This window comes from Bacillus sp. FJAT-22090 (assembly GCF_007676755.1).
Taxonomy (GTDB): Bacteria; Bacillota; Bacilli; order Bacillales_A; family Planococcaceae; genus Psychrobacillus.
Genome location: NZ_VEBK01000001.1, coordinates 107,134 through 119,357 on the forward strand (window position 1 = coordinate 107,134; position 12,224 = coordinate 119,357).

Annotated in this window: 10 protein-coding genes; 2 read left to right on the forward strand and 8 right to left on the reverse strand. The window is 36.6% G+C overall.

Annotated elements, in window-relative coordinates; genetic code table 11:
* Positions 1–19: 19 nt before the first annotated feature.
* From priA to gmk, 4 genes are all read right to left on the reverse strand, one after another.
* Positions 20–2,431: a primosomal protein N' gene (priA, locus tag FS486_RS00540; protein ID WP_144509301.1), complete on the reverse strand. Its 2,412-nt coding sequence runs from the start codon at positions 2,429–2,431 to the stop codon at positions 20–22.
* Complete coding sequence (coaBC, locus tag FS486_RS00545) at positions 2,428–3,636, reverse strand: bifunctional phosphopantothenoylcysteine decarboxylase/phosphopantothenate--cysteine ligase CoaBC (RefSeq protein WP_144509302.1); 1,209 nt, start codon at positions 3,634–3,636, stop codon at positions 2,428–2,430. Before coaBC ends, priA begins: the two co-directional genes overlap by 4 nt.
* 107 nt (positions 3,637–3,743) lie before the next feature.
* Entirely contained in the window at positions 3,744–3,968 is a 225-nt protein-coding gene (gene rpoZ, locus FS486_RS00550) for a DNA-directed RNA polymerase subunit omega (RefSeq protein ID WP_144509303.1), read from the reverse strand.
* Entirely contained in the window at positions 3,969–4,589 is a 621-nt protein-coding gene (gene gmk / locus FS486_RS00555) for a guanylate kinase (protein ID WP_144509304.1), read from the reverse strand.
* Positions 4,590–4,733: 144 nt separating this feature from the next.
* Here gmk and FS486_RS00560 point away from each other — a divergent pair, with 144 nt between their 5' ends.
* Entirely contained in the window at positions 4,734–6,419 is a 1,686-nt protein-coding gene (locus tag FS486_RS00560; RefSeq protein WP_144509305.1) for an Rqc2 family fibronectin-binding protein, read from the forward strand.
* Positions 6,420–7,089: 670 nt separating this feature from the next.
* On the opposite strand, the gene aspA is transcribed toward FS486_RS00560, so the two are convergent.
* The 4 genes from aspA to FS486_RS00580 all read right to left on the reverse strand — a co-directional run bounded on the left by aspA (position 7,090) and on the right by FS486_RS00580 (position 10,912).
* Positions 7,090–8,514 carry an aspartate ammonia-lyase gene (gene aspA, locus FS486_RS00565; RefSeq protein WP_144509306.1) on the reverse strand — a complete coding sequence of 475 codons (1,425 nt, stop codon included), beginning with the start codon at positions 8,512–8,514 and terminating at the stop codon, positions 7,090–7,092.
* Between the two features lie 160 nt (positions 8,515–8,674).
* Positions 8,675–9,403, reverse strand: coding sequence for an amino acid ABC transporter ATP-binding protein (locus FS486_RS00570; protein ID WP_186321303.1), 729 nt, complete (start codon positions 9,401–9,403; stop codon positions 8,675–8,677).
* 27 nt (positions 9,404–9,430) lie between these two features.
* On the reverse strand, positions 9,431–10,096 hold the full coding sequence (locus FS486_RS00575) for an amino acid ABC transporter permease (protein ID WP_144509308.1): 666 nt from the start codon (positions 10,094–10,096) through the stop codon (positions 9,431–9,433).
* A 33-nt stretch (positions 10,097–10,129) separates the two neighbouring features.
* The gene (locus tag FS486_RS00580) at positions 10,130–10,912 is read right to left on the reverse strand and encodes a transporter substrate-binding domain-containing protein (protein WP_144509309.1); all 783 of its coding nucleotides are present in this window, start codon (positions 10,910–10,912) and stop codon (positions 10,130–10,132) included.
* 293 nt (positions 10,913–11,205) lie between these two features.
* On the opposite strand from FS486_RS00580, the gene FS486_RS00585 reads away from it, so the two are divergent.
* Positions 11,206–12,168 carry an aromatic acid exporter family protein gene (locus FS486_RS00585; RefSeq protein ID WP_186321277.1) on the forward strand — a complete coding sequence of 321 codons (963 nt, stop codon included), beginning with the start codon at positions 11,206–11,208 and terminating at the stop codon, positions 12,166–12,168.
* The last annotated feature ends 56 nt before the right edge of the window (positions 12,169–12,224 follow it).

The following is a 12,224-nucleotide window of genomic DNA, read 5'->3' on the forward strand; positions in this document are numbered from 1 at the left end:
TTTTTTGACTGTAATAAAACTAAATAATCGTGGATGGATCTAAATCAATTGTAAGAATGATGCCCTTTTTCATCCACTCTGTACGGTATATTTTTATCAATTGCTGTAACTTTTCAATTAATAATGGTTCTTTTTTGTATTTTATCAAACATTGGTAACGATATCTATTTTGTATTTTGCTGATAGCACTCGCAGAAGGACCAACAACCATCGTTTGATCGGATAAATTCGCCCGTAACCAATCTGTTGCCAGTTTTGCGTACTCTGATGCAAGCATTACATTTTCATGCGTTACTTGAACTAAGGTTAGATAATAAAAAGGAGGATATCCATACTGTTTCCGAACGAGCATTTCTGTTTGATAAAAAGGCTCATACAATTGTGCTTTAGATAGCTCTATCGCGTAATGCTCTGGAGTATATGTCTGGATAAATACCTTTCCTTTTTTATCATGTCTACCTGCTCTCCCGCTCACTTGGGTCATCAATTGAAACGTTTTTTCAGAAGCCCTAAAATCAGCGAGATGCAATGTCGTATCAGCATTTAACACGCCGACTAGTGTAATATTCGGAAAATCTAATCCTTTCGCGATCATTTGCGTTCCTAGAAGAATATCTGCCTCTCCGTCACCAAATTGTTTCAAAATACGCTCATGAGAACCCTTCGTTCTTGTTGTATCCACATCCATTCGCAGTACTCTTGCGTAAGGAAATAGCTTGGCGATTTCTTCTTCCACTTTTTGAGTACCTGTTCCAAAAAAGCGTATATGCTCACTCGAACATTCGGGACATTCTCTTGGAACTGGTTCCTCATGTCCACAATAATGACATTTTAATTGTTCACCAGCGCGATGATATGTAAGCGAAATATCACATTGATCACACTCTACAACTGTTCCACAGTCACGACATAAGACAAAAGAAGAAAACCCTCGTTTATTTAAAAATAATACTATTTGTTCTTTTTTATCTAATTTTTCACTTACAGCATCAGCTAACTCTACACTGAACATCGATCGGTTGCCATTTTTCAACTCTGCTCTCATATCTACAATATTTACCTCTGGAAGTGCTTGCTCTTTTGCACGCATTTTCAAAGTCAATAAAGAATAAACTCCTTTGGATGCTCGTGCATATGATTCTAGCGAAGGGGTAGCACTGCCTAATATGACAGGACATTGATGAAAATCACTACGCCAAATCGCTACATCCCTTGCGTGGTATCGAGGGTTGTCCTCTTGTTTATAAGTAGACTCATGTTCTTCATCTAAAATGATAACCCCTAAATCTTTAAACGGAGCAAATATTGCCGATCTCGCACCGACGACAACCTTCACTTCTCCACGCCATATTTTACGCCATTCATCGTATTTTTCACCGACAGACAGTCCACTATGCATGACAGCTACTTCATCACCAAAACGCAGTTTAAAGCGGCGTGTCATTTGAGGTGTCAATGAAATTTCAGGAACGAGCATAATTGCTTGTTTTCCTTTTAAAATAGATTTTTCAATAGCGTTCAAATAAATTTCTGTTTTTCCGCTACCAGTAATACCATGTAGTAAGAATGTTGTATTTTCTGTATAGTCTTGAGCATGATTTACGTTTGTTAATGCACTCGTTTGTTCTTGCGTAAGTTCAAATCGATTATCCGTATCCTGATAGTCTAATGAAGTAATTTCTCGGTACACTTCTTCTTGTTCTTTTACTAAAATACTTTTTTCAACTAAAGCTTTTACTGTACTATTTGTTGCATTTGCCCTCTCCATCAATTGTTGCATCGTGAAAGAGGTTGGTTCTTGCTGTAATAGCCATTCGATCAATTCTTTTTGCTTCACTGCTTGCTTTGTTAGATTTTTTAACTGATCAACGATAAATACTTTATCGTCTGTCACTTTGTATTTCACAATCACTTTTGCCTTTGCATGCTGTTTAATAACCGTTTCAAGTTCTAAACTACCTTGCGTTAAATACTTTTTCATTTGTCGCAAGTAGCCAGCCTTTTCTATTACTTCATAAGAAATTACCTCTTTTTTACCGAACAAAGCTAGAAAAGCTTCATCTAGTAAGGAGGGATTGATTAGCTTAATGTTTTTTTTATAAGAAGCACGCAAAGCTGCTGGAAGCATTACTTGTAGGGCATCAATTTCATAACATAACGTTTTTTTAGTAAGCCACTTCGATAATTGCAAAAGCTCTTCTGTAACGACAGGTTCGAGATCAATAATTGAGTGAACTTCTTTTAATTTGGATATATCAAGATCTGTTTGTTCCTTTATATCCGTTATAAAGCCTTGCACCTTTCGATTACCAAAAGGAACATGCACTCGGCTTCCACGTTCAACAAGAGACTCTAGTTCTTCGGGTACAATATAGTCAAATGGTCGATCAATTGGATAAGCTGAAACATCAACGATTACTTCTACTATCATTTCGACTCAGCTGTTTCTAATCTCATAATTGTCTCAAATAACTGAAGTGCAAGCTCCTTTTTAGGTAAATGGGGAAAATGCATTTCAACATTATTTCTACCAACCAATGTTACAGAATTTGTTTCTGTACCAAAACCTGAGCCTGTTTCTGTCACATCATTTGCAACAATATAATCTGCGTTTTTCTTTTCCAATTTCCCTTTAGCATAATGAACGACATCGTTTGTTTCAGCAGCGAACCCTATTAAAAGTTGGTTCACTTTTCGTTCGCCAAGTGATGCAAGAATATCGGTTGTACGTTCCAAAACGATCGTAGCTTCTCCAGGTTGCTTTTTCATCTTTTGACCATGCACTTCTTTTGGCTTATAATCCGCTACAGCAGCCGTTTTAACAACAATAGAAGCCGTGTCAAACTGATCTAAAACTGCCTCGTACATTTCTTGGGCACTTTCTACTTGAATGAGCGCTACATTTGCAGGAGCATCTATGCATACTGGACCAGAGATTAAAATCGTTTCAGCACCTAAATCTGCAGCAGCTGCTGCCATCGCATAACCCATTTTACCGCTAGAAAAGTTCGTCAAAAAACGTACGGGATCAATTCTTTCTCTTGTAGGACCAGCAGTTACAACGACTTTTTTACCTTTTAAAGGTAAATCCTTTGGTGAAAAATGTTCTTCCACTAGATTTACAATTTTTTCAGGTTCCTCTAACCGACCTTTTCCAACATAACCACATGCTAAAAAACCTTCAGAAGGCTCGATAAATGCATATCCGTCTTTTGAAAGCTGCTCAATATTACGTATCACTGCTGCATTTTCGTACATATGTACATTCATAGCTGGTGCAATCCAAACGTCTGCAGTTGTTGCTAGTAAAGTAGTCGTCACCATATCATCCGCAATTCCATTCGCAAGCTTACCAATCACATTGGCAGTTGTCGGCGCAACGATAACTAAATCTGCCCAGTCTGCCAAATTTATATGGGCAATCACGCTAGAATCTTTTTCATCAAATGTGTCAAAATACACATCATTTCTAGACATCGCTTGAAAGCTTAATGGTTGTACAAATTCCATCGCTGATTTCGTCATAATAACTTTAACATCCGCACCAGCTTGGGTTAGCTTACTCACTAAGGCCACGGCTTTATAAACGGCAATCCCTCCAGTTACACAAACGACAATTTTTTTAGAAGTTAACATAAGAATTTCTCCCCTCTAAATAACAACCTCCCAAAGAAGAATTCATTCTTTGGGAGGTTGCTTCTTGATCAATGACGCATTTCGCATAATTGCGTACAAGTTAAAAATTATACTTCGTCTTCGTAAACTACTTGTTCGTTAGATGATTCAATACCCAGTTCACCGGCAGCAACTTCTTCTAACGCTCTCCCAACTTGTTTAGCAGACACATACGCAGTTAAACGTTCGCCGCCTTCTTCTTGTAACTGTCGAGCTCTTTTAGAAGCTACGCTTACTAATGAGTATTTGGAATCGATTTTATTTTTTAATGAATCTACTGATGGATATAACATTTAATATTCCCCTTCCAACATTGCTAAATATCTTTTTTCTACACGTTCACGTCGACAATGCTCCGCAGCAACGATGGCATTTATTTTAGCACAAGCTTTTGCTACTTCATCATTTTCCACTACATAATCATATAAATGCATCATTTCTAGCTCTTGCCTAGCAGCTTGAATTCTAGAATTAATGACATCTTCCGTTTCCGTCCCTCTACCTACTAGTCTTGCCTCTAACTCGGATAGGCTAGGTGGTGCAAGGAATATGAAAAGTGCCTCTGGTGCTTTTTCACGCACTAGTGCAGCACCTTGTACTTCTATTTCTAAAAACACATCACGTCCAGAATCCAATGTCTCATTTACATAATCAATAGGAGTACCATAGTAATTACCAACATAAGCGGCATATTCTAATAATTTCCCTTGTTCGATTAACAGTTCGAATTCTTCTTTCTGTTTAAAGAAGTAATCCACTCCGTCTACTTCACCTTCTCGTGGAAGTCTCGTAGTCATAGAGATTGAATACTCATAATTAGTACCGGGTTCTGAAAACAGTTCTTTTCTCACTGTCCCTTTACCAACTCCAGATGGACCTGATAAAACGATTAATATACCTTTTTCTCTTCGCATAACGTCTCCTTCAATATATGCATACTCCGTTTCCATGTTACATTACATACTTAACTGATTATAACACAACATTGGTATAAAATGATAAGATAAGTACAGCGATTAATCTAGATAGAAAATATTTATTTGAAAGAGGATTATATTATGGCTTTTGATGGTTTATTTACAATATCGATGACAAATGAATTACAACAATTAGTAACTGGAAGAATTTCAAAAATACATCAACCAAATGCACAAGAGATACTAATGCAAATTAGAGCACAAGGAGCAAACTATAAATTATTGTTTTCTGTGCATCCTTCTTATTCTCGTGTGCAAATTACAAATGAAACAATTGATAATCCTGCAACTCCCCCACTTTTTTGCATGGTTTTACGTAAACATTTAGAAGGCGGAATCATCACATCTGTTCGCCAACATGAAACAGATCGAATCATTATCTTCCAAATTCAAAGTAAAAATGAAATTGGAGATGATATTACACGGGAGATTCATGTAGAAGTCATGGGTCGCCATAGTAACTTACTGTTAGTTGATCCGACTCGAAATTTAATACTGGAAAGCATTAAGCATTTATCGCCTTCTTTGAATAGTTATCGAACTATTTTACCCGGCCACCCTTATATCGCACCTCCAGCACAAAATAAGCTTCACCCCTTAGAGTATTCAGAGGAATTAGTACAGGTGATTCAATCGGTAAATGACTCGAAGGAAATAGTTGAGCAAATTTCCGGGTTCTCTCCATTACATGCAAAAGAATTACTTCATCGCTTCCAAAATAACACGAATCGTGTCGAAATTTATAAGGAATATATGAAAGAATTCGAGCAAGGTGGAGTCGCCATACAAATTGTCGAATCTGGTGGAAAAACGTATTATTCACCAAATGAGTTAACTCATATAGAAGGCGACAAATTTAGTGAAAAAACGCTAGGAAATTTACTGGACAGAGTGTATTTCGCAAAAGCTGAACGGGACCGGGTTAAACAACAAGCAGGTGACTTGGAAAGATGGCTTCAAAATGAATTAAATAAATTGAAGCTGAAGATGAAAAAACTCCAAAAAGACTTTGAACAAGCCGAAAAACTAGATACATTTCAATTGTACGGAGAGCTATTAATGGCAAATGCGTATGCAATTGAAAAAGGGTTAAAAGAAGTAGAGCTAATCAACTACTATGATGAAGAAGAAAGAACAGTTACTATCCCTTTGGATAATCGAAAAACTGCCACTCAAAATGCACAAAGTTATTATAATCGCTACACAAAAGCAAAAACTGCATTATTAAAAATCGAACAGCAATTTGAAATAACAAAAGATGATATTGCATACTTCGAATTACTATTACAACAAGTAATGCAAGCCTCTCCAACCGACATCGAAGAAATTCGAGAAGAACTGATGGAACAAGGATTATTAAAAGCAAAAGCTTCTAAAAAGAAGAAGAAACCAACAAAACCAACACCTGAAAAATTCATTGCTTCCGATGGCACGGAAATTTCCGTCGGCAAAAACAATAAGCAAAATGATTTTGTGACATTCAAGTTAGCCAAGAAATCGGACACATGGCTTCATACTAAGGATATCCCAGGATCCCATGTTGTTATACATTCGGACAATCCATCTAAAGTCGCTTTACTAGAAGCAGCAAATCTTGCAGCTTATTTTAGCAAAGCTAGGGAGTCCGCTTCTGTACCAGTAGATTATACGGTAATTAAGCAAGTGAAAAAGCCGAGCGGTGCGAAACCAGGATTTGTGATTTACTTTGAGCAGACCACGCTATTTGTCACACCGGATGAAGAAAAGATTAGACAGATGAAGAAGTAATAAAGATACAAGCGCCATTTAAAATCAAAACCTGTATCTATCGTTTTCGAAGTCTTTTGGGAAGACTGATGCTATATGATAACCGTTTTTTAGAGCTGTTGATCATGACTGACGTCATGGTCAACAGCTCTTTTCTCGGTAATCCCATGGCATTTATCTATCCACCACCCTTCTACAACTTTAAGTGCTGGTTTAGTTCTGCTTTTTGGAAGAAGAGAAGCGACTGAAGATACAATTTCGGTAGCACCTCTCATTCTCTATTAGAAATCGCTTTGCTATAATTCCATTAAATACAACTGGTACTACCAGGCAACACATATATGAATGATTGTAGTGAAAGGCGACGACTCCTACGGAGGCCAACAGGATGTTGGTCACGAAGGTGTTGCCGCACGAGGTGGCTCCCTTAGCCTTCGTTCCTTAATAAACACTCTGTAGGTCATCAAATTTTAGATTTTTTAGCTGATGGTTCATCGCTCACCCCGTGGAAAGCGTTCGCCTGGAACAAAAATCAATCGAATAATAGAATCTTTTTTTTACCGCAGAAACACTATATTTATGAAACGAAAAAAAATTATATACTTATTTATTAATAAAAAGGTTATCAGAGTAGCTGTCTAGGCTGCTTTGATAACCTTTTTAGGTATAACTCTTTTTTCAAACTTTACAATTAACTCTTTACAAGCGTTCTACCGCCAGCAATACCAGGATGTGTCATTTCAAATGGATCTAATATTATATCTAATTGTTCTGCCGTTAAAACGCCAGATTGTATACAAAGTTCACGTACTGAAGCTCCGGTAGCAATAGCTTCCTTTGCAATTTGAGCTGCAAGTTCGTATCCGATATGTGGATTTACCGCAGTGATAATTCCTACACTTTTTTCAACATATTCTCTTAGACGTTCTTTATTCGCTGTAATGCCTACTAAACAATTTTCAGTGAAAACTGTAAATACATTATTCATGATCGAAATGGATTGGATTAAATTATAAAATAGAACCGGTTCCATAACATTTAGTTCAAATTGGCCAGCTTCAGAAGCTGCTGAAATGGTTAAATCATTTCCCATGACTTGGAAAGCTACTTGGTTCACGACTTCAGCCATTACAGGATTTACTTTTCCAGGCATGATCGATGATCCAGGTTGACGAGCAGGTAATTTGATTTCAAACAAACCATCACGTGGTCCAGAAGCCATTAAGCGAAAATCATTTGCGATTTTTGACATATTAATCATACAAACCTTTAAATTTGCAGATACTTCCGTATAACAATCTGTATTTTGAGTTGCGTCCACTAAATGATCGGCACATTTTAATGGTAAGCCACTTAATTCACTAAGATTTCGAACGACTAATTCAATATATAAAGGATCCGCATTCAATCCTGTACCAACGGCAGTTGCACCCATATTGATATCATATAAGTGTTGTCTAGACAATGAAATACGATCAATATCACGTGAAATGACACGACTATATGATTCAAATTCTTGACTTAGTAAGATTGGCACGGCATCTTGAAGATGAGTACGACCCATTTTAATAATACCTTCAAATTCTTTTGCTTTTGAAACAAATGCTTTTTGCATTGTTTTAGTAGCTTCGAGTAATTGATCCATTAAGCACAACACCGCGATATGTGTAGCTGTTGGGAATGCATCATTCGTTGATTGGGACATATTAATATGGCTATTTGGGCTAATGAATGTATAATTCCCTTTTTCTTCTCCCATTAGCTCAAGCGCGCGATTTGCAATGACTTCGTTTGCATTCATATTAATTGACGTTCCTGCTCCACCTTGAATAGGATCAACAATAAATTGGTCATTCCATTTTCCAGCAATCACTTCATCACATGCTTGAATAATCGATTGCCCAATTTCTTTTTCCAACATGCCAACTTCCATATTTGCTAATGCTGCAGCTTTTTTCACAATTCCTAAAGATTTTATCAGTTCCGGGTGAATTCGATATCCCGTAATCGGAAAGTTTTCGACAGCTCTTATGGTTTGAACTCCATAATAAGCATTTTTCGGAATTTCTTTTTCCCCTAAAAAATCTTTTTCTATACGAAACTCTGTGGTAACCATTATCATAATCTCCATTTCTAAGTAAACATTTATTTTAGTAGATTATTCATCTGTCTATAGATTAACACAATTTAAAAATAATCCTAGATTAATTATGAAAGAAGCCGGGCAATCAAAAATACAAGGTCCTGCCTAAGCATCTAGACAGGACCTTGTATATTTATTTCAGAATTGTCGTTTTTAAAAATTCCTGAGTTCGCTCCTCTTTCGGATGGCTGAAGAATTGCTCAGGGTTACCTCGCTCTACAATTTTCCCATCATGCATATACACAATCCAATCTGCAACTTCTTTAGCAAATTCCATTTCATGGGTGACAATAACCATTGTCATTCCTTCTTCAGCCAATTCTTTCATGGTTGTTAAAACCTCTCCCACAAGCTCGGGATCAAGTGCAGATGTTGGCTCATCAAAAAGCATAATTTCTGGTTCCATCGCAAGTGCTCTAGCAATTGCTACCCGTTGCTTTTGCCCGCCTGATAGTTTACTAGGATAGACATCTAACTTATCTTCCAATCCTACTTTATTCAGTAATTGTTTTGCTTTTGAGATAGCCTCCCCTTTGTCAACACCCTTGACCATGATAGGTGCTTCGATAATATTCTCCAAAACAGTTTTGTGTGGGAATAAGTTGAAATGTTGAAACACCATTCCTACCTTTTCCCTAATCTTATTGAGATTATCGCTAGCTGGGTCGACTTCTTTTCCTTTAATTATAATATTGCCGTTATCCTTTTTTTCTAAAAAGTTCAAACAGCGAAGGAGAGTACTTTTCCCTGAGCCGCTCGCTCCTATTAAACAAACGACATCGCTCTCGTAAACTGTCATATCAATATTTTTTAATACATGTAAGTCTCCAAAAGATTTATTCAATTGATTAACTTTGATCATTTCCATTGTCTCCAATGACCTCATCTCCTATCTATCACTTACTGCTAATTTCTGTTCAAATCGGTTTACTACGAATGTCAACAGCGCCACTAGTAATAAATAGTAGACTGCTACAATAAGTAAATAGGTCATTTCGTCAAAATTATTGGACCCTAGTGTTGTGGCCACATTAAACAGTTCATTCATGGAGATAAATGCGGCTAACGAAGAATCTTTTAAACCAATGATAAATTGGTTTCCTAAAGGTGGCAGCGCTCGACGGAATGCCTGCGGTAGAATAATCCTCCTTAATGTCAGCACGTTTGTCATCCCCAAAGAACGTCCCGCCTCCTTCTGTCCTTTATCGACTGCCTGTATCGCTCCACGAAGGATTTCCGAAATATATGCTCCATTATGTAACGCCAATGCCAAGGAAGCCGCCCAGAAATCAGGAAGGAGGAAAAGTCCACTAATTCCAAAGTAAAGGATAAATATTTGAACAATTAGAGGTGTTCCACGGACTAAATAGACATATGCATCTGAAATAAATGCTAATATTTTTATTTTAGAGATTTTTAATAAGGCAAAGAAAAGTCCAATAATTATTCCAATTAAGATAGAAACAACAGTCAGCTCAATTGTTAGAACCATCGCTTTTAGGAATATACCTTTTGTTTCTATAAGTGTGTGAAAAAAATGTAAAAAACTTGGCAATGTACCTACTTCCTTTCTTTCCATGCTATTGGCTTATTCCGGTTTTTTAGTAATGTCCTCATCAAAATATTTGATGCTGATCCGTGTTAATGTCCCATCTTCACGGAGTTTTTCCAGCGCTTCGTTTACACGCTTCAATAGTTTTGGGTTATCTTGGGGCAGCACGATTGCTTGTTCACTGCGATTAATTAACTGCTGCCCTTTAATCTTAAACCCTTCCTTTGCAGCATTTTTCCCAGTAATAAAATCTGTGATTACCGCATCATGGCGTCCGCTACTTAACGCTTGTAAAGCTGTAATATCGCTGTCATATGTTTTTATTTTGTCCGTATAATCAGCGGCCGTATCCGCATAAGTCGAGCCTTTTGCTACTGCTACTTCTTTTCCTGCCAAATCGTCGACAGTCTTAATTTGACTATCCGGTCTGGTGAAAATTTGCGGTCCAGAATAGTAGTAGGGGGTAGTGAAAGAAACATGTTCACTCCGCTCTGGATTAATCGTGTGGCTAGCAACAGCTGCATCGGCACGACCTGTCTTTACGCCTTCTACAATTCCTTTAAATTTAATTCGCTTCTGAACTGGCTTAAGACCCATTTCTTTTGCAATAGCTTCGCCAACCTCAATATCAAAGCCTGACATGGTTAAATCATCATTCATATAACTAAATGGTTTAAACTCACCAGAAGCAGCAAAAACAAATTGATCTTTATGTATTAGTTTAGATCCATCGGCAAGCTTCTCCTTCTCGGCACAAGCGGATAAAAAGCAAACCACTATCAAACTGAAAATCAATATTATCTTTTTATTTATCCACATGTTAGCTATCAATCCCTTTCACTGTTATTTATTTCTACAATACCCCTAACTAACTAGCTTACTTATAAATGGTAAATACCCTATTAACTTTCCAATTAAACAAAAGAGTGTCAGGCACTTTTACTGGCGCCTGACACTCTTTGTATTACATATACCATATGCAAAAAACACGGAGACCGTCTTAGCAAATTGAGCCAAGAACCCTGTCCCGTGGCTTTCACGTTCCCATGAATTTCTGTTAGAATTAATACTACTAGTAATTATAAAAAATAAATAACAATAGGATGATGCATATGGTTGGAATGGGATATCGGACAATTAAAACAGCAATAGGGGCAGGATTAGCAATTTGGATTGCTACTTTATTCGACCTGGAGTTTGCATCATTTGCAGCCATAATCGTTATAATGTGCATTGAGAAGACGAAGATAAAGACATTACATTCCATACGGAAAAAGTTTTTCGCATCTCTATTATCTTTAATTCTTGGTTCCATATGTTTTGAAATATTGGGATACAATCCTATTGTTTTAACTCTATTTATCTTATTGTTTGTCCCAAGCCTTATTAAGTTTCGTATTCAGGAGGGTTTTGTTACAAGCATAGTAGTTATTTTGCATATTTATTCAGTCAAGGAAGCCAACCTAGAAAACTTATTGAATGAACTTTATATAATATTCATCGGTATAGGAATCGCCCTACTTGTAAATAGCATTATGCCAAGCCTTAAGAAAGAAATTGAAAAATATAAAACGGAAATTGAAAATAAATTCAGCATTATTCTTTACCAATTCTCTATATTTTTAAAAGATAGTGAGCAAAAATGGGACAGAAAAGAGTTAGTCGAAGTAGAAAAAATTCTAAATCAGGCTAAAAATATTACTATACAAGATGTAGAAAATCATCTTGTAAGAAAAGAAAATAAAGACTATTATTATCTCGAAATGCGAGAGGATCAACTGGAAATTCTAAAACAGATGGTAGATATCCTAAACATTGTTTCTTCATCAGAGTTAGACGTCAAACAAAAAGGAATGCTTGCTAATATCTTTCTGTACATCAGTAAGCATGTGGATTCAGGAGATACAACCATGGCATTAAAATTATTAGATGAATACGAAGAGTCCATACGTGAAACAGAATTACCGAAGTCACGGGAAGAATTTGAAATTCGAGCAAATCTTTATTATTTAAATTTCGAGATTAAGAACTACCTTATTATTAAAAAAAATATATATAAAAGAACTACATTATAGTTCTAGAAGCTAGTCATTCTCTTAACAATAGTCACGGGGACAGTTTTTCGGTTGAA

Coding starts and splice junctions, on each gene's coding strand:
- priA (WP_144509301.1), bottom strand. CDS start 2,431: ATGATAGTAGAAGTAATCGTTGATGTTTCAGCTTATCCAATTGATCGA.
- coaBC (WP_144509302.1), bottom strand. CDS start 3,636: ATGTTAACTTCTAAAAAAATTGTCGTTTGTGTAACTGGAGGGATTGCC.
- rpoZ (WP_144509303.1), bottom strand. CDS start 3,968: ATGTTATATCCATCAGTAGATTCATTAAAAAATAAAATCGATTCCAAA.
- gmk (WP_144509304.1), bottom strand. CDS start 4,589: ATGCGAAGAGAAAAAGGTATATTAATCGTTTTATCAGGTCCATCTGGA.
- FS486_RS00560 (WP_144509305.1), top strand. CDS start 4,734: ATGGCTTTTGATGGTTTATTTACAATATCGATGACAAATGAATTACAA.
- aspA (WP_144509306.1), bottom strand. CDS start 8,514: ATGGTTACCACAGAGTTTCGTATAGAAAAAGATTTTTTAGGGGAAAAA.
- FS486_RS00570 (WP_186321303.1), bottom strand. CDS start 9,403: ATGATCAAAGTTAATCAATTGAATAAATCTTTTGGAGACTTACATGTA.
- FS486_RS00580 (WP_144509309.1), bottom strand. CDS start 10,912: ATGTGGATAAATAAAAAGATAATATTGATTTTCAGTTTGATAGTGGTT.
- FS486_RS00585 (WP_186321277.1), top strand. CDS start 11,206: ATGGTTGGAATGGGATATCGGACAATTAAAACAGCAATAGGGGCAGGA.